15 protein-coding genes and 1 other RNA gene are annotated in these 16,790 nt (G+C 66.2%); 9 read left to right on the forward strand and 7 right to left on the reverse strand.

Translation table 11 applies throughout. The annotated features are described in order from the left end of the window. The first annotated feature begins 90 nt into the window (after positions 1-90). Together CFE28_16490 and CFE28_16495 are read left to right on the forward strand one after the other, a co-directional pair. On the forward strand, positions 91-510 hold the full coding sequence (locus tag CFE28_16490) for a glyoxalase (protein ID OYU71775.1): 420 nt from the start codon (positions 91-93) through the stop codon (positions 508-510). Further along, positions 507-1,490 carry a pyridoxal-5'-phosphate-dependent protein gene (locus CFE28_16495; protein OYU71446.1) on the forward strand — a complete coding sequence of 328 codons (984 nt, stop codon included), beginning with the start codon at positions 507-509 and terminating at the stop codon, positions 1,488-1,490. Before CFE28_16490 ends, CFE28_16495 begins: the two co-directional genes overlap by 4 nt. On the opposite strand, the gene CFE28_16500 is transcribed toward CFE28_16495, so the two are convergent. From CFE28_16500 to CFE28_16510, 3 genes are read right to left on the reverse strand one after another with little or no spacing between them, the layout of a single operon-like run. Then, positions 1,487-4,612: a multidrug transporter AcrB gene (locus tag CFE28_16500; protein OYU71447.1), complete on the reverse strand. Its 3,126-nt coding sequence runs from the start codon at positions 4,610-4,612 to the stop codon at positions 1,487-1,489. The genes CFE28_16495 and CFE28_16500 overlap by 4 nt on opposite strands. Continuing rightward, positions 4,609-5,670 (reverse strand): efflux transporter periplasmic adaptor subunit, encoded by a 1,062-nt coding sequence (locus tag CFE28_16505; protein ID OYU71448.1) that lies wholly within the window; start codon positions 5,668-5,670, stop codon positions 4,609-4,611. Before CFE28_16505 ends, CFE28_16500 begins: the two co-directional genes overlap by 4 nt. Before the next feature lie 41 nt (positions 5,671-5,711). Beyond that, a complete protein-coding gene (locus CFE28_16510; GenBank protein ID OYU71449.1) occupies positions 5,712-7,145 on the reverse strand; it encodes a transporter in 1,434 nt (477 codons plus the stop codon). A gap of 233 nt (positions 7,146-7,378) precedes the next feature. On the opposite strand from CFE28_16510, the gene CFE28_16515 reads away from it, so the two are divergent. Then, the gene (locus CFE28_16515; GenBank protein ID OYU71450.1) at positions 7,379-9,028 is read left to right on the forward strand and encodes a peptidase M20; all 1,650 of its coding nucleotides are present in this window, start codon (positions 7,379-7,381) and stop codon (positions 9,026-9,028) included. Continuing rightward, positions 8,925-9,833, forward strand: a complete 909-nt coding sequence (locus CFE28_16520) for a hypothetical protein (protein OYU71451.1) — start codon at positions 8,925-8,927, stop codon at positions 9,831-9,833. The genes CFE28_16515 and CFE28_16520 overlap by 104 nt, the downstream gene beginning before the upstream one ends. On the opposite strand, the gene CFE28_16525 is transcribed toward CFE28_16520, so the two are convergent. Both CFE28_16525 and ffs read right to left on the reverse strand, forming a co-directional pair. After that, complete coding sequence (locus tag CFE28_16525) at positions 9,830-11,617, reverse strand: DNA polymerase III subunit gamma/tau (protein ID OYU71452.1); 1,788 nt, start codon at positions 11,615-11,617, stop codon at positions 9,830-9,832. The genes CFE28_16520 and CFE28_16525 overlap by 4 nt on opposite strands. A 23-nt stretch (positions 11,618-11,640) precedes the next feature. After that, positions 11,641-11,739, reverse strand: an RNA gene (gene ffs / locus CFE28_16530) — signal recognition particle sRNA small type. Positions 11,740-11,811: 72 nt separating this feature from the next. Here ffs and CFE28_16535 point away from each other — a divergent pair. The 4 genes from CFE28_16535 to CFE28_16550 all read left to right on the forward strand — a co-directional run bounded on the left by CFE28_16535 (position 11,812) and on the right by CFE28_16550 (position 14,404). Further along, entirely contained in the window at positions 11,812-12,741 is a 930-nt protein-coding gene (locus tag CFE28_16535) for an NADH pyrophosphatase (protein OYU71453.1), read from the forward strand. 156 nt (positions 12,742-12,897) lie between these two features. Then, complete coding sequence (locus tag CFE28_16540; GenBank protein OYU71454.1) at positions 12,898-13,215, forward strand: antitoxin; 318 nt, start codon at positions 12,898-12,900, stop codon at positions 13,213-13,215. Further along, positions 13,203-13,715 carry a GNAT family N-acetyltransferase gene (locus CFE28_16545; protein OYU71455.1) on the forward strand — a complete coding sequence of 171 codons (513 nt, stop codon included), beginning with the start codon at positions 13,203-13,205 and terminating at the stop codon, positions 13,713-13,715. Before CFE28_16540 ends, CFE28_16545 begins: the two co-directional genes overlap by 13 nt. Positions 13,716-13,783: 68 nt before the next feature. Next, positions 13,784-14,404: a glutathione S-transferase gene (locus CFE28_16550; GenBank protein OYU71456.1), complete on the forward strand. Its 621-nt coding sequence runs from the start codon at positions 13,784-13,786 to the stop codon at positions 14,402-14,404. Positions 14,405-14,407: 3 nt separating this feature from the next. Here the strand turns inward: CFE28_16550 and CFE28_16555 are convergent, their stop codons facing one another. Together CFE28_16555 and CFE28_16560 are read right to left on the reverse strand one after the other, a co-directional pair. Then, entirely contained in the window at positions 14,408-15,253 is an 846-nt protein-coding gene (locus tag CFE28_16555; GenBank protein ID OYU71457.1) for a prephenate dehydratase, read from the reverse strand. Then, positions 15,250-15,996, reverse strand: a complete 747-nt coding sequence (locus tag CFE28_16560; protein ID OYU71458.1) for a 3-deoxy-manno-octulosonate cytidylyltransferase — start codon at positions 15,994-15,996, stop codon at positions 15,250-15,252. The genes CFE28_16555 and CFE28_16560 overlap by 4 nt, the downstream gene beginning before the upstream one ends. A gap of 137 nt (positions 15,997-16,133) precedes the next feature. Between CFE28_16560 and CFE28_16565 the strand changes: the two genes are divergently transcribed. Next, on the forward strand, positions 16,134-16,787 hold the full coding sequence (locus CFE28_16565) for a cytochrome c family protein (GenBank protein ID OYU71459.1): 654 nt from the start codon (positions 16,134-16,136) through the stop codon (positions 16,785-16,787). The last annotated feature ends 3 nt before the right edge of the window (positions 16,788-16,790 follow it).

Consider the following 16,790-nt stretch of genomic DNA (forward strand, 5'->3'; position numbering starts at 1 on the left):
GCGCCTGCGGCGTAGTCAGGCGGGATAGACCTTGGACCGGGCTGCAGGTCAAGTCTTTTGGCGGCGGGCGACCTGGGGCAGACTGGGGTCATGACACACCCCCGCTTTCACCTCGCCTTCCCCGTCCGTGATCTCGAAGAAGCCCGCACCTTCTATGTGGGCCTGCTGGGCTGCGGCGAGGGCCGCTCCAGTCCCGACTGGATCGACTTTGACTTCTACGGTCACCAGATCGTCGCCCACCTCTCACCCGCTGAAGTGGGACACAGGTCGACCAGCGAGGTGGACGGCGAGGACGTGCCCGTGCGCCATTTCGGTGTGATCCTCGACCTGCCCACCTGGCAGGTCATGGCCGACCGGCTGAAGGCTGCCGGGACGAAGTTCATCATCGAGCCGCAGATCCGCTTCAAGGGTCAGCCCGGCGAGCAGGCGACCCTGTTCTTCCTGGATCCCTCGGGCAATGCCCTGGAGTTCAAGGCCTTTGCCGACGACGCCATGGTGTTCGCCAGATGACCATCGACTTTGCCGATATCGAAGCGGCCGCCCAGCGCATTGACGGCCTGGCCATCCGCACCCCCATCATCGAGAATCAGGCCCTCAACGACCTGCTGGGCCTGCGGGTTCTGATCAAGCCCGAGACCTTGCAACGGGTTGGCGCCTTCAAGTTTCGCGGCGCCTTCAACCGCCTCTCGCAGATTCCGACCGAGGGCAAGGCGGCGGGGGTGGTGGCCTTTTCCTCAGGCAATCACGCCCAGGGAGTCGCCCTGGCCGCAAGGATGCTGGGCATGCCGTCCCTGATCGTCATGCCGTCGGACGCCCCTCAGGTGAAGGTCGACGCCACCCGGGGCTATGGCGCCGAGATCCGCTTCTACGACCGGCTGAAGGATGACCGCATAGCCATCGCCGCCGAGATCGCCCAGGAACGGGGCGCGGTCACGGTTCCGGCCTTCGACGACTATGACGTGATCGCCGGTCAGGGAACCGTGGGTCTGGAACTGGTCCAGCAGGCGGCCGAGCGCGATCTCGAACTGGACATGTTCATCAGCCCGGTGGGGGGAGGCGGTCTACTGGCCGGCGCCTCCCTGGCGGTGAAGACCCTCTCGCCTGGAACCCTGGTGGTGGGGGTCGAACCCGCCGCCTTTGACGATACGAAGATCTCGTTTGAGTCCGGGGTGCGCCAGGGGATCTCGCCGACCACCCGGTCCCTGTGCGACGCCCTGGAGTCCCCTGCTCCCGGCGAGCTGACCTTCCCCATCCTGCAACAGACGGTGAAGGAAATCGCCGTGGTCACTGACGCTGAAGTGGCCGCCGGCATGCGGCTGGCCTTTTCGACCCTCAAGCTGGTGGTCGAGCCCGGCGGTGTGGTGGCCCTGGCCGCCCTGCTGGCCAAGAAGGTCGCCAGCGCCAAAAGGGGCCAGACCGTCGGTCTGGTCCTGTCCGGCGGCAATGTGGATCCCGAGCTTTTCGCCCAGGTCCTTCGCGGGGACTACTAGGCGGTGCGACCGGTCTCCTCAGGCGCCTTGCGCGGGGTGATCAGACGGGCCAGGCGGGGCTTGAGCCAGGACTCGAAGTCGTCGACGAATTCATAGACCACCGGCACCAGGACCAGGGACAGGATGGTCGAGGTGATCAGGCCGCCAATCACCGCCACAGCCATGGGCTGACGGAACTCGGCGCCCTTTTCCAGGGCGAAGGCTGTGGGCAGCATGCCCGCCGCCATGGCCATGGTGGTCATGACAATCGGCCGGGCCCGCTCGCGGCAGGCTTCGATCAGGGACTCTCTCTGGCTCAGCCCCTCGCGCTCGCGCTCGATGGCGTACTCCACCAGCAGGATGGAGTTCTTGGCGGCGAGACCCAGCAGCATCAGGAAGCCGATCAGGGACGGAACACTCAGGGACAGCCGGAAGGCCAGCAGGCCAATGAAGGCGCCGCCGACAGCCAGGGGCAGGGCTGAAAGGATGACCACGGGTTTGAAGAAGGACCTGAACAGCAGGACCAGCACGCCGTAGATCATGGACACACCGGCGAACAGGGCCATGCCGAAGGAGCTGAACAGCTCCTTCATGGCCTGCAGCTGGCCGCGGGCCGCCGGAGATACGCCCTTGGGGAGGTTCTGCATGATGGGCAGGTTGGCGATGGCCTTGGCCGCCGGGCCCTGGACCGATCCGTTGAGCTCGGCCTCGATGGACAGCTGGCGCTGACGGTTCAGGCGGCTGATGCGGGCCGGGCCGGCCTGGAACTCGATGTCGGCCACAGCGTCCAGGGTGGTCAGGCCGCCCGAGGCCATCGGCACCCGCAGGGCCTTGATCTGGGTGAGGTCAGACCTGGAGGTGGCGGGCAGACGGATGCGGATGGGAATACGCCGCTCGCCGGAGGTCAGCTTGGCCACATTGGCGTCGATGTCGCCCACAGTGGCGATGCGCGCCACCTGGGCGATGGCGTCCACCGAGACCCCCAAGCGGGAGGCGTCGGCGGCCCGGGGCCGGATGATGAGTTCCGGACCCGTGGGCGGTATGCCAGGCCGAGGATCGGCGATGATGTCGATGGTCCGCATCTGCCGCTCGAGTTCGCCGGCGGCGGCCTGCAGGGCGACGGGATCATTGCTGGTCAGCACCTGTTCAATGCCGGCGCCGCCCTGGAAGTCCAGGAAGGTGACCCGGGCGTCGGGGACCTCGCGAAGCATCTGCCGCGTCTGATTCTTCAGGGCGTCGCCCGAAATCGTGCGCTTTTCGTTCAGCAGGACGATGATGGTGCCCTGGCGGAGATCCGATCCGCCGCCACCACCAAAGCCGGGGCCGCCGGTTGCAGCTGTTGAGCCGACCTGGGTGAAGACGCCCCTGACGCCCTCACGTCCCTCGAAGATATTGGTGACGGTCTTGGCCGTATTCTCCATGGCCTGGACCGTGGCGCCGGGAGGACCCTGAATGCTGACATAGATGTAGTCAGGGTCTCCGGCCGGCTGGAAGCCCTGGGGCAGAAGCGGGGCCAGGGCGACCGAGGCGACGAACATGACGCCGCCGACGATCATGGCGACGATCCGGTGGTCGAGGGCCCATTCCAGAGCGTTGCGATAGAAGCCCTCGAAGGGCTTGCGGGGATGGGGCGTCGCGGCGGGCTTCAGCAGATAGGCCGCCATGAGCGGGGTCAGAAGCCTGGCGACCACCAGGGAGAACAGCACGGCGACCGAGACGGTCAGGCCGAATTCCCGGAAGAACTGACCGGCCATGCCCTTCATGAAGCTGACGGGGGTGAAGACCACGACAATGGCCATGGTGGTGGCCACCACGGCCAGGCCGATGGCGTCCGCGCCCAGAATGGCGGCGTCATAGGGTCTCAGACCCTGGGCCACCCGCTTCTCGATGTTCTCGATTTCCACAATGGCGTCGTCCACCAGGATCCCGACGACCAGGGTCAGGGCCAGCAGGGTGACCACGTTCAGCGAGAAGCCGAGCAGGTGCATGATGAAGAAGGTGGGGATCAGCGACACCGGCATGGCGAAGGCTGTGATCAGGGTCGAGCGCCAGTCCTTGAGGAAGGCGAAGACCACGATGGCCGCCAGCAGCATGCCTTCAAGCAGGACGTGCTTGGTGGCTTCGAAACTGGCGCGGGTTTCGTCCACGGACGAGAAGATCCGTACGAACTTGATTCCCGGGGTCGCCTTTTCGAGCTTGTTCAGGGCCTCGATGACGCCGTCATCGACGGTGACATCGCTGGAATCCCGGGTCTTCATCACCTGGAAACCGACAACCGGGCGGTTGTTGAACCGGGCGAAGCCGCGGGATTCCGAGGCTCCGTCGCCGACCTGGGCCACGTCGGTCAGTTTGACATACCGACCCTGGCCCGTGGGGATGGTCAGGTCGCGCAGCTTTTCCAGGGTGTTGACTGCGCCGAGGATGCGCAGGGTCTGTTCCCGGCCGCCCACCTGGACCCGGCCGCCAGCGGCGTCGAGGTCGAAACTGCGCAGGGCCGAGTTGATCGAGGCTGCTGTCAGGCCGCGGGCCGTCAGCTTGTCGGGGTCGATGACCACGTTGATTTCGCGATTGGCGCCGCCAACCCGGGAGATCTGCGATACCCCGGGCGCCTGCTGCATGGTCCGCGAGACCGTGTCGTCAATGAACCAGCTGAGCTCGGCGTCCGTCATGGACGGCGCCTCGACGGCGTAGGTCAGTATGGGTTGGCTGTCGAGTTCGACCCGGGTGACGGTAGGCTCATCGATTTCACGGGGGAGGACGGCGCGGGCCTGATCGATCCGCGACTGGACGTCGTCCTTCTTCTTCTGAAGGTCCTGACCCAGTTCAAATTCAATGCTGGTGACCGACACCCCCTGGCTGACCGAGGAGTACATGTTCTTGACGTTGGTAATACCCGCCAGGGCGTCCTCAACGGGTCGGGTGACCTGGGTCTCCAGTTCCGCCGCCGCAGCGCCGTTCTGGGTGACGGTCACCGTGACCAGGGGAAACTGGACATTGGGGAACTGTTTGACCGGCAGGCCACCATAGGCAATCAGCCCCGCCAGAATCATGGCGATGAAGAGCACCGCCACCGGAACGGGGTTGCGGATCGCCCAGCTGGAGATCGCGAAGCTGCGACCCTGTTCGTCCTCGTGAAGGCTCATTTCGCGGCTTCCAGCACCGGCCGGACCGTGTCGCCGTCAAGCAGGAAGGAGGCGGCGCTCTTGACCACCAGTGACCCGGCAGGCGGTCCCTTGACCAGGGCCACGAGGCCCGAGCCGCGGGCGCCCGCCGTAACAGGGACCCGCTTCACCACATTGTTCGACCCGACGACCATGACGCTGGCGCCGTCGGCGTCATAGCGGACGGCGGTTTCGGGGACGGCCAGGGTCTGGCCGCCAGCATCGGCGAAGGCGGCGCGGCCATAGCCGCCAGAGCGGATGTCAGACCGGACCGGCAGGTGGATGCGGACCGTTCCCAGCTTGGTCGTGCTCGACAGCTGCGGAGAGACAACCCGGATATAGCCCTCGGCAGTGGCGCCGCTGGTCAGGGTGACATTGGCCCTCTGGCCCGGCTTCACCCGGCCCAGGTCCTGCTCGGACAGGTCGGCCTTGAGTTCGATCTCGCCGCCCTGGGCCATGCGGAACCAGGGGCTTCCTGCCGCCGCGGCCAGATCACCGGGGCGGACATTGCGTTCCAGGATCAGTCCCGAAACCGGTGCGACAACGGTCAGCTTGCGGGCGCGGGTTTCGGTGTCGCGTGCTGCGGCGGCCTGGGCGTTGGCGGTGGCCCGGGCGGCGCGGGCCTGGAACCGGCGCTGGTCCAGCTGCTCCTGCGACAGCACACCCTGCCCGTCCAGGTCCTTGACCCGCATGGCCTGGGCTTCAGCCTGCTCGGCCTGGACCGCCGCCTGGGCGGCCAGGGCCTTCTGTTGTTCAAGCTGGGACTTGATCAGGGCGTGGTCGATTTCGACCAGGGGCTGCCCTGCATTTACGTACTGACCCTCATCCACCAGCACCCGGGCGACCCGGAAGCCGGAGACCTCTGGAATGATGGTCACTTCCTCGCGGGGAACAAGGACCCCATCGGCGCTGACCGATCCGGTGATCGGCCGGGGCTCGACCTTGATGACAGTCACGGCCCGGGCCCGCTCGGCGGCGGTTTCCTTCTTCATGACCTTCTTGCCGCAGGCCGCCAGGGGCGCTGCGGCAACGCTGACCATCAGGACGACCAGGGCGAGTTTCGATGCAGATCTTGTCACGGCTAACGGGCCTCTTTGTCGGTGGTCAGGACTGGCCAACCGCCGCCCAGAGCCTTGTAGGTTTGAACAGCGCGACGCAGGCCTTGAACCTGGGCGCTGGTAAGCTGGGTGCGGACCGCCCGCCAGGAGGCCTCGGCGCCCAGGGCGGACTGCAGATCGTCAAGGCCGGCCTTGTAACGGATGCGTCCGGCGTCCGCGGCGCGATGGGCCCGGGCTTCGCCATCGGTCAGCAGGGCGATGCGACGGGCGTCAGCGTCCAGGCGGACCAGGGCGTTATCAGCGTCGCCATAGGCGGACTGGACGGCCTTTTCATAGGCGATGACCGCCTGCTCGGTCCGGGCGTTCTGGGCCTTGAGATCGGTCAGCAGTCTGGGAATGGACAGGACGGGCTGGCTGACCGCCGCGCCGATGGACCAGAATTCGGTGGCTGACCGGAACCCTGGCTGGCTTGACCGGGAAAGACCGACCCCCGGGGTCAGGGTGAAGGTCGGGAAGAAGGCCAGCTGGCTGTAGGTCAGACGGCCGACCTGGGAAGCGACGCGGGCATGGGCCTCGCGCACATCCGGGCGGCGGGCCAGAAGGTCGCCAGGGACTGAGGCGGGAACCTGGGGCAGGGCCGGCAGGGCGGTGCGGATCTCGATGGCGCTCGACGGGTCAGCGCCGCGACCGATCAGGACCAGAAGGGTCCGCCGGGCAGCCTGCAGCTCGGCCTCGACACCGGCAGCCTGGCTGCGGGCCTGGGCAAGATCGCCGGCCACGCGGTCAGCATCAGCACGGGAGGCCAGGCCCCGGGCGAGCTTGGTGTCGGCGATCCGCTGGAACTCGGTCTGGATCCGCACGGTTTCCCGGGCGTCGGCCAGCTGGATGGCCAGGCCCTGGGTCTGGAAATAAACATCGGCCACATTGGCCGCCAGGCTGGTGCGGGTACCCTCAAAGTTGAACCGGGCGGCTGCGGAGTCGCCCCGGGCCGCCTTGGCCACGGCGAAGATCCGGCCAAACAGGTCCAGCTCCCAGCTGACATTCAGATTGGCGGACGAGGCTTCGCTCTGACCATTGTTCGAGAAGCCCGGAATATTGATCGTCGTTCCGGAGGTCTGGGTTGTGTGGGTTTCCTTGGTGGATCCCACGCCATTGCCCTGGGGCAGGAAGGCGATGAGGGCGCTGCCAGCCGTGGCCTGGGCTTCACGCAGACGGGCCGCCGCCGAACGGGCGTCCGGGCTGGATTTCAAGGCTTCCTCGACCAGGGCGTTCAGCTGGGCGTCGCCGAACTGTGTCCACCAGGTCTGCATGTCTGCAGAGGTAACCCCTGCCGAAACTGCCGCAGCCTGCGGCGCTTCGAAGGCGGCGGGCAGGCGCGTATTGGCCTTGTAGGGAGACGCGCAGCCCGTCAGAGACAGGCCGGCCAGTCCGAGGGCGATGTAAACGGCGGGGCGCATGGTCTCTTCAAATCGTGGACGAGCGGCGAATCACCCCTGGACAATACCAAGCGGATGACGGCGCGGCGCGGGCCGGGCTGATGTTTTCGTGCCTTGGGGTACATAACTGAACATTGATAGGTTTGCAGCTGCGAAACATTTGCATTGCAGCATTTTTAACCCGCCGGCTCAGGCTGGCGCACTGGCAGGGGAAATCCTAAGGTTCGCCAACCCTTCTGTTTCGCGAGCCTCACATGAAAAGACTCTTCCTCGCCGGCGTCTGCGCCTGGTCCCTGCTGGCCCAGCCTGTGGCGGCCACCGAGCTTGATCCCGCCCGGATCGCCCAGCACATCAAGGTCTTGTCCTCCGACGCCTATGAGGGCAGAGGCCCCGCGACAGCGGGCGAGACCAAGACCGTGGCCTACATGATTTCGCAGTTCAAGGCGGCGGGCCTGGCCCCCGGCGGCGATCCCATCAAGGGTGGCCGGGCCTGGACCCAGGACGTCCCCCTGGCCAAGTTCGACACCAAGGGCCCGGTCAAGACCACCGTGAAGGTTAATGGCGCCGTCCAGACCTGGGCCCAGGGCGAGCAGATCGCCATCCGCGCCACCCAGACCGGCCAGGATCATGTGAGCATTGCCGACGCCCCGGTGGTTTTTGTCGGCTATGGGGTCAAGGCGCCGGAGCGCAACTGGGACGACTTCAAGGGCGTCGACCTCAAGGGCAAGATCGCCCTGGTGCTGATCAATGACCCGGACTTCGAGACCGGCGAAGGCGACTTTGGCGGCAAGGCCATGACCTATTACGGCCGCTGGACCTACAAGTACGAAGAGGCCGCCCGCCAGGGCGCCGTCGGCTTCATCGTGGTCCACGAGACCGACCCCGCCTCCTATGGCTGGAACACCGTCAAGAACTCCAACACCAACACGGTCTTCGACATCATCCGGGCAAACCCCGGCGCCGCCCATGCGCCGATCGAGGCCTGGGTCCAGCGGGACGTGACGGTGGACCTGTTCAAGGCCGCCGGTCTCGACTTCGAGGCCCTCAAAAAGCAGGCCCAGACCCGGGACTTCAAGCCCGTCACCCTCAGCGGCGTCACCTTCTCGACGGACTTCGCCGTGGACGTCCAGAAGATCGTTTCCAAGAATGTGGTCGGTCGCCTGCTGGGGACCAAACACCCGAAGGAGACGGTGATCTACTCCTCCCACTGGGACCACCTGGGAGTCGGCCTGCCCGACGCAAAGGGCGACAGGATCTATAACGGCGCCGTCGACAATGCTGGCGGCTCGGCCATGATGATCGAAATCGCCCGCCAGTTCGCCAAGGCGCCGAGAACCGAGCGTTCGGTGGTCTTCCTGTCAGTGACCGCCGAGGAAAAGGGCCTGCTGGGCTCGGAATACTATGCCGCCAACCCGGTCTATCCCCTGGGGACCACTGTGGCCGACATCAATATGGACGGGGTCTCCACCTCGGGCCGCGCCCGTGACTTCACCACCTCGGGCAATGCGCCCCTGACCCTCCAGGACGACCTGATCGACGTGGCCAGGGGCTATGGCCGGACCTACAGCCCCGACCCGCGTCCCGGCGCCGGCAGCTTCTTCCGGTCAGACCACTTCCCCTTCGCCAAGCGCGGGGTTCCGGCCATTTCCTATGGCTCGGGTCAGGACCTGCTCAAGGGCGGCAAGGAACGGGGCGAGGCCCTGGCCAAGGACTATGTGACCTTTCGCTACCACCAGCCCGCCGACGAATACTCGGCTGACTGGGACCTGACCGGCGCTGCCGAGGACGGGGGCATTCTCTATGACCTTGGCCGCCGGCTGGCCAATTCCCGGACCTGGCCGGAATGGAAGGCCGGGTCGGAGTTCAAGGCCCCCCGCGAGGCCACGGCGGCTGACCGGAAATAGCGTGGGCGAGCGGGGAACATTCCGCGCCGGGATCGGGGGCTGGACCTTCGAACCCTGGCGCGGAGTCTTCTATCCCAGGGGGCTGAAACACGCCGCCGAACTGGCCTTCGCCAGCCGCGCCCTGAGCACCCTCGAGATCAACTCGACCTATCACACCAGCCAGAAGCCCGAGAGTTTCGCCAAATGGGCGGCGGCGACGCCCGACGACTTTGTCTTCACGGTCAAGGCCTCGCGGTTCGCCACCAACCGCAAGATCCTGAGCCAGGCCGGCGAGTCGGTGGAAAAGTTCCTTGGCCAGGGGCTGGAGGAGCTGGGGCCAAAGCTGGGGCCGATCCTCTGGCAGTTCATGCCCACCAAGAAGTTCGACCCTGACGATCTGGCCGGTTATCTCGACCTCCTGCCCCAGACCCTGAACGGGCTGAAGCTGCGCCACGTCCTTGAGCCCCGCCACGAGAGCTTTGCCGATCCGAAGTTCGTGCGCCTGTGCCGCGAGCGGAACATCGCCATCTGCGTTTCGGAAAATGAGGGCTATCCGGTCATTCCCGACATCACCGCCGACTTTGTCTACGCACGCCTGCTGAAGGGATCTGACGACATCGCCACCTGCTATCCCGCAGCAGAGCTGGACGCCTGGGCCGACCGGTTTGTGGCCTATGGCGCGGGCGATGTCCCGGCCGACTTCCAGCCCCTGGACCGCACCGGCCCGCCGCCGGGACCGCGGGAGGTCTTCGCCTTCCTGATCAGCGGCGGAAAGGTCAATGCGCCAGCGGGAGCACAGGCATTGATCCAGCGGATGGCGACCTAGTCGTCCTCATCCTCTTCCACCGCATCCACCACTGACGGGGCTTCCGGCAGGGGGACATTGCGGATGGAGATGATCTCGGCGCCTGGGAAGGCCGACATGACGGACTTCACGAAGGGGTCCTGGACGATTTCGTCGCGGGTTTCCTGCTGTTCGCGCTTCTGGCGTTCCCACTGGCTTTCGGCGCCGCCGCCGCCCTGGACGGTGATCAGCCAGGGGTGGCCGGTCCATTCCTTCAGCTTGCTCACCAGCCTCTGGGTCAGGTTGGCGGGCGCGCCGGGGGCGGGTTCGAACTCGATGGCGCCGACCCGGAAGCTGACCGGGCGGACAAACCGCTCCACATCCAGCCGCAGGGCGATGTCGCGCTTGGCGTCGATCAGGGCCACTACGTCGGCGAAGGACTGCAGGGTAGGCGCGGCGTCGGCCTGGGGCGCTGGCGCCGCCATGCGGACCTGACCGCCACCACTCATCTGGGCGCCGCCGCCACCGCTGCCGCCCGGACCGGGCGCAGACGATCCGCCGCCTGCCGGCTCGCCGGACTGCAGGCGTTTCAGGGCTTCTTCAGGACCGGGGAGATCAGCGGCATAGGCCAGCCGGATCAGGGCCATGTCCACGGCTGCAGCCGGGTCGGGCGCCCGGCGGACCTCGTCCTGGGCCCGCAGCAGCATCTGCCAGATCCGCGACAGGGTCCCGGCCGATATGGCCGCTCCCACCGCCGCCAGGCGTCCGGCCTGTTCCCTGGGCAGGACCAGGGCTTCGACGCCAATGGCCTTGGCCACCGAGGCGCCGTGCACGTGCTCCATCAGGTCCAGCATGATCTGGCCGGGGTCGGCGCCATAGCCATAGAGCTGGCGGAAGGTGTCGATGGCCTTGCCCGCTTCGCCGCGCAGGACCTCTTCGAACAGGGTGATGGTCTGGGCCCGGTCGGCCAGGCCCAGCATGTCGCGGATGATGGCGGCGGGCACGGTCTGGCCAGGCTCGCCCTGGACAATGGCCTGGTCGAGCATGGACTGGGCGTCGCGGACCGAGCCCTCGGCGGCCCGGGCGATCAGCATAAGGCCCTCGGCCTCGACCCGCACCCCCTCGGCCTCGCAGATCATTTCGAGGTTCCTGACGATGACGTCGGGCTCCACCCGCCGCAGGTCGAACCTCTGGCAGCGGGAGAGGATGGTCACCGGCACCTTGCGGATCTCGGTGGTGGCGAAGATGAACTTGGCGTGGGACGGCGGCTCTTCCAGGGTCTTGAGCAGGGCGTTGAAGGCCCCGGTCGAGAGCATGTGCACTTCGTCGATGATGTAGACCTTGTAGCGCGCCTCCACCGGGGCGTAGCGCACGCCGTCCAGCAGTTCGCGCATGTCGGCCACGCCGGTCCGGCTGGCGGCGTCCAGCTCCAGCACATCCATGTGCCGGCCTTCGATGATGGCCTTGCAGTGCCGGCCGTCGACGGTCAGGTCGAGGGTCGGCTCGTGGATCATATCGGTCTCATAGTTCAGGGCCCGGGCCAGCAGGCGGGCCGTGGTGGTCTTGCCCACCCCACGGACGCCGGTGAGCATGAAGGCGTGGGCGATGCGGCCGGTTCCGAAGGCGTTCTTCAGCGTCCGGACCATGGCCTCCTGGCCATAGAGGTCGTCAAAGGTCCGGGGCCGGTATTTACGGGCGATGACGGTATAGGCGGCTGACTCGGTCGAAACGACAGGCGCAGGCGCAGGGGCGCCGCCAAACATGTCCGCCGTATTGGGGTCACGCTCGGGGAGATCGGGCTCAAGCGTGAGGTCTTCGTCGGCCATTACCGCGCTTTAAAGAGGCTTTTGGGTGGAGACCGAACGACGACCCGAAGCGTGACTCGTTACGGCTGCTTCCTTCCGGACCTGACCGGGTTGGCGAGGCGTTCGCCCGTCGCCGATCTCCGCCCCCTATATCGCGGTCCGCGCGCCCATACGCAAGCATGACTCTTGTCGCAAAGGTGAGGTAATAGACTCACATGCCTCTGAACGCCTTCATGAACACCTTCGCCGGCAACCCCCTCAACCGGGCGAGCGACCGGCGCAAGGACGACGCCTGGATCGCTGAACGGTTCGCCTCTGACGAATCCCTGGCCTTCGTCCTGTGGAACGGCAAACCCTTCGTGGAGAAGTCCGCGGACGGCGGCCTGCAGATCGCTTACCTGCCGACCAAGATGGCCGACGGCCTGTCGGGCGGACCCGAGCGCCTGCTGTTCATGGGCCTGTGGAAAGACACCGCCATCTTCGCCGTCGACATGGAAGGTCCCGCCGATCCGGCCGACGGCCCCCTGCAGGGTCTGGGCAAGTTCGAGGACATGCGCGGCCTGGCCGCCCGCCTCCCCGCCGGCGACGCCGCCATACTGGGCACGGCCAAGGGCATGTTCGAGTGGCGCCGCAAGCACAAGTACTGCGCCGCCTGCGGCCAGCCCTCGGACGTGGCCGAGGGCGGCTGGAAGCGTCAGTGCCCCGCATGCCAGGCCGAACACTTCCCCCGCACTGACCCGGTGGTGATCATGCTGGCCGTGCACAAGGACCGCTGCATGCTGGGCCGCCAGGAAATGTGGCCCAAGGGCATGTTCTCGGCCCTGGCCGGCTTCCTCGAGCCCGGCGAGACCATTGAGGAAGCCTGCGCCCGGGAGTTGAACGAAGAGGCGGGCCTGACCACCGCCTCGGTCGCCTATCACTCCACCCAGCCCTGGCCCTTCCCCAACTCCCTGATGATCGGCCTGATCGCCCAGGTGGACGACGACAACGCCGCCCCCGACCAGACCGAGCTCTCTGAAGTACGCTGGTTCACCAAGGCCGAAGCCCGGGACCTGCTGGCCGGCAGGATCCCCGAGACCTTCGCCCCCGGCGGCATGGCCATAGCCCACCAGCTGATCAAGGCCTGGGCTGAGAGCGCGGACTAACTAATCTCGCTGGTCAGGTACTTTGTTGGCTGGCCTTGACGACCTGATGTGTTCATGTTTTGTTTCACGTGAAACACCTTACCCGGTCTGCTCAGTCTTGCTGTCACCGGCAAAAAATCGTATTGACGATGTATATACGTTCAATGGGAGCAGCGCGTGGCAAAGGTTCGACTCCCAGTCGCGGCGCAGTCTGGCCGCCTACCCGCAGCCGAAGCAAAAGGCGCTATCAATCTGCGCATTGAGGCTCACACGCGTCAGATCATCGACGACGCAGCTGCCGTGCTGGGCAAGACGCGCACGGAGTTCATGATCGAAAGCGCCAGGACTGAGGCCATAAATGTCCTGCTGGACCAGCGCCTTTTCGTCCTGGAGACCGAAGCCTATTCCGGCTTCGCCGAGGCGCTGGACAATCCACCAGAGGCCGGGCCCGCACTCACTTCCTTGATGCGCCGGGCGCCGGCATGGCGGGACTAGGGCGTAAAGCGCTGGCGTCGCCGACCCCCATCAGCGAAGCCCATGACCTGTCGGATTTTGACTGCGGCCAACCTGAGCTGAATGATTGGCTGCGCCATCGCGCCCTGAAGAATGAAAGCCGCTTCTCCCGAACCTATGTGGTTTGTTCGGTAAATCGGGTTGTGGGCTATGTCTGCATTTCGGCCGGATCGGTGGAGCGGGCAGCGGCGCCCGGTCGAGTGAGACGCAATGCGCCGGACGCGGTTCCGGTCTCGGTGATCGGGCGGCTGGCCGTCGATCGCACCATGGCGGGCAAAGGGTTGGGCGCCGACCTCCTCGCCGACGCCCTGCGCCGCATCGCCCTTGCATCGAGGACAATCGGCATTGCGGCGGTCCTGGTCCACGCCAAGGATGAAGCTGCAAAGGGCTTCTACCTCCGCTGGGCGGAGTTCATCGAGTTTCCGGGAGACAGCGGGGTCCTGTTTCTGCCGATCGAAACAGTGATCGCGGCCATGAGCTGAGGAGTCCTGCTGACAGACTGCTGTCACCAGGCCCGGCTAGGTTGGCCTTCACACAGGAGAACCAGGCCATGTCGAACGAACTCGTCCTCTACACCAATCCAATGTCCCGGGGCCGCACCATCCGCTGGGTGCTGGAAGAAATCGGCCAGCCCTATCGCACCGAGCTGCTGGACTATGGCTCGACCATCAAGGGCGCCGACTATCTGGCCATCAATCCCATGGGCAAGGTCCCGGCGATCAAGCATGGCGACACGGTGGTCACCGAAGCCGCCGCCATCCTGACCTATCTGGCCGACGCTTTTCCTCAGGCCGGGCTTGCCCCCGCCCTCGGTAGCGCAGACCGGGGCGCCTATTATCGCTGGATTTTCTTCGCCGCCGGCCCGCTGGAATCGGCCATGATCGCCAGGGCCTTTGGTTTCGACGCCCAGGGGGAACAGCAGCGCACGGCGGGCTGGGGCAGCTATGACCTGGCCATGGACACGGTCGAGGCCGCCGTCGCCGGGCGTCAGTTCATCGCCGGCGACAGGTTCAGCGCGGCGGACATCTATATGTCCGCGACCCTCGGCTGGGGTCTGCAGACCGGCGGCGTCCCGCAACGCGCAGCCTTCACCGACTATGTGGCCATCCATGCCTCACGACCGGCGGCTCTGCGGGCCCGGGAGATGGACGACGCCCTGCTGGCGGGGTGAGGATCAGGTCCGATCCCGGAACGGATCGGCCGGATAGACCCCCAGGATCTCGAACCGCTCGGAGAAGAACTGCAGTTCCTCGAAGGCCAGGGCCACGCCCCGGTCTTCGGGGCGGCCGTCGATCTCGGCGTAGAAGAAGGTCGCCGTGAAGGCGCCGTTCTCCATATAGCTCTCCAGCTTGGTCAGGTTGACCCCGTTGGTGGCGAAGCCGCCCATGGCCTTGTAGAGGGCGGCTGGCATGTTCCGCACCCGGAAGACAAAGCTGGTCATGCAGGGGCGGGAATGATCAGGCGCCGGGGGCTCCCCCTCCGCCGTCATGATCAGGAAGCGGGTGGTGTTGTTGTGGGTGTCCTCGATGTCCCGGACCAGGATTTTCAGGCCATAGAGCTCTGCCGCCAGGGCCGGTGAAATAGCTGCCCGGGTCGGGTCGGGATTGAGGGACAGGAGCTTGGCCGCCAGGGCCGTGTCGCCCACCGGCTCGGCGCGCAGCTTCAGCTGGCGGACCACCTTGCGACACTGGGCGAGCGCAATGGGCATGGAGGCGACGGTCGTCAGGTCCTCCAGCTTGACCCCTGGATTGGCCATCAGCTGGAAGTGAATGGGCTTGAACCGCTCGCCAATGATCTTCAGGCCGGAATCTGGCAGCAGGTGGTGCACATCGGCCACCCGGCCGGCGATGGAATTTTCCACCGGGATCATGCCCAGCTGGCAGTCGCCGGACTTGATCGCCTCGAAGGCCTCTTCGAAGGTGGCGTGGGGAACCGGAGTCATGTCCGGGAAGGCGGCGACGCAGGCCTCGTGGCTGTTGGCGCCCAGTTCGCCCTGGAAGGCTATGCGGCCCTTGGTCATGCCTGCTCCTTGATGGACCGGGCGAAGGCGCGGGCCCGCTCCAGATCCTCGGGATTGTCTACGGAGATGGGCGTGGCGTCGACGACGGCGGCCCAGATGGTCATGCCCAGCTCCATGGCCCGCAGCTGTTCCAGCTTTTCCAGGCGCTCCAGCGGCGAGGGCTGGGCGGCGGTGAAGCGCAGCAGGGCTTCCCGGCGATAGGCGTATATGCCGTGATGGTGCCAGACCGGGGCGTCGCCATAGAGGGTGGAGCGGGTGAAATAGAGGGCCCGGCCCGACCGGCGGTCCGGCATGAGGCTGAGCACGGCCTTGACCATGTCAGGATTTGTGCGGACGGCGGGCGAGGTCTCGGCCTCGACAATGGTGGCGATGTCGCAGGCCGGCTCGCGCTCCAGAATGGCCAGACAGTCGGTCAGGGCTACGGGCTGGACGAAGGGCATGTCGCCCTGGAGGTTGACCACCACGTCATGGCGGCCGTCCGGATCCAGTTCGGCCAGGGCCGCCACAAGCCGGTCGGAACCTGAAGGCAGGTCAGGGTCGGTGAGGACGGCGCGCCCCCCCGCCGCCGTGACCGCATCGACGATCTCCTGGTCCCCTGCCGCCACCGCCACGGGGCCGACACCGGCGGCCTCGGCCTGGCGCAGGACACGGACAATCATCGGCAGGCCTTCAATGTCGGCCAGAGGCTTGCCGGGCAGTCGGGTGGCCGCCATTCGGGCCGGGATGATGACGATTGGGTTCATATGCCGAGGACTTGGGCCAACTGGCCGGTTGCACCCGGGCCGGTAGCGTGTAAGAGACGCTGGCGCAATACGGGGCGGGGATTCCCGCGCTTAGGCCGGACGATTCGCCGGTCAAGAAGAGGGCCGAATTCAGGATTATGAGCGACCTGACGTTCAACAAAATCGCGGGCGCCGTCCTTGTGACGGCCCTTTCCATCGCTGGCCTGAAGGAACTGTCCTCGGCCATCTTCGAAAAAGAGCCGCCGGAAAAACCCGGTTACGCCATTGAAGTGGCCGAAGGTGGCGGCGAAGGCGGCGCGACCGCAGCCGATCTTCCCCCAGATTGGGGAACGGTTCTGCCTGTCGCTGACGTGAAGGCCGGCGAGGCCGTCTTCCAGAAGTGCAAGTCCTGCCACAGCATTGAAAATGGCGGCGCCAACGGCACCGGCCCAGGTCTCTGGGGCCTTCTCGGCCGCAAGCCGGGCAGCCATGCAGGCTTCGCTTATTCAGCCGGCATGACCGAGTTCGGCGGCAAGCAGCCCGCCTGGGATTTCGAGCATGTCTATGAGTTCGTCAAAGCGCCCCAGAAGTATATCGTGGGCACCAAGATGGGCTTTATCGGCCTGAAGAAGCAGGAAGATCGCATCAACCTGATCGCCTATCTTCAGACCCAGGGCTCTACCCTTTCCGTTCCGGCGCCCGCTCCGGCGGCTGCCGCTCCGGCCGCGCCTGCTGAAGGCGCCGAGCCGGCGGAAGGCGCAGCAGCCCCAGCGGCCCCCGCCGCGGCGCCTGCAGCGGCCCCAGCAAAGTAATCC

The sequence above is a fragment of the Alphaproteobacteria bacterium PA2 genome (assembly GCA_002256425.1).
In the GTDB taxonomy this organism is placed as follows: domain Bacteria; phylum Pseudomonadota; class Alphaproteobacteria; order Caulobacterales; family Caulobacteraceae; genus Phenylobacterium.

Coding starts and splice junctions, on each gene's coding strand:
- CFE28_16515 (OYU71450.1), top strand. CDS start 7,379: ATGAAAAGACTCTTCCTCGCCGGCGTCTGCGCCTGGTCCCTGCTGGCC.
- CFE28_16550 (OYU71456.1), top strand. CDS start 13,784: ATGTCGAACGAACTCGTCCTCTACACCAATCCAATGTCCCGGGGCCGC.
- CFE28_16525 (OYU71452.1), bottom strand. CDS start 11,617: ATGGCCGACGAAGACCTCACGCTTGAGCCCGATCTCCCCGAGCGTGAC.
- CFE28_16495 (OYU71446.1), top strand. CDS start 507: ATGACCATCGACTTTGCCGATATCGAAGCGGCCGCCCAGCGCATTGAC.
- CFE28_16500 (OYU71447.1), bottom strand. CDS start 4,612: ATGAGCCTTCACGAGGACGAACAGGGTCGCAGCTTCGCGATCTCCAGC.
- CFE28_16535 (OYU71453.1), top strand. CDS start 11,812: ATGCCTCTGAACGCCTTCATGAACACCTTCGCCGGCAACCCCCTCAAC.
- CFE28_16505 (OYU71448.1), bottom strand. CDS start 5,670: ATGGTCAGCGTTGCCGCAGCGCCCCTGGCGGCCTGCGGCAAGAAGGTC.
- CFE28_16490 (OYU71775.1), top strand. CDS start 91: ATGACACACCCCCGCTTTCACCTCGCCTTCCCCGTCCGTGATCTCGAA.
- CFE28_16565 (OYU71459.1), top strand. CDS start 16,134: ATGAGCGACCTGACGTTCAACAAAATCGCGGGCGCCGTCCTTGTGACG.
- CFE28_16555 (OYU71457.1), bottom strand. CDS start 15,253: ATGACCAAGGGCCGCATAGCCTTCCAGGGCGAACTGGGCGCCAACAGC.
- CFE28_16560 (OYU71458.1), bottom strand. CDS start 15,996: ATGAACCCAATCGTCATCATCCCGGCCCGAATGGCGGCCACCCGACTG.
- CFE28_16510 (OYU71449.1), bottom strand. CDS start 7,145: ATGCGCCCCGCCGTTTACATCGCCCTCGGACTGGCCGGCCTGTCTCTG.
- CFE28_16545 (OYU71455.1), top strand. CDS start 13,203: ATGGCGGGACTAGGGCGTAAAGCGCTGGCGTCGCCGACCCCCATCAGC.
- CFE28_16520 (OYU71451.1), top strand. CDS start 8,925: ATGACCTTGGCCGCCGGCTGGCCAATTCCCGGACCTGGCCGGAATGGA.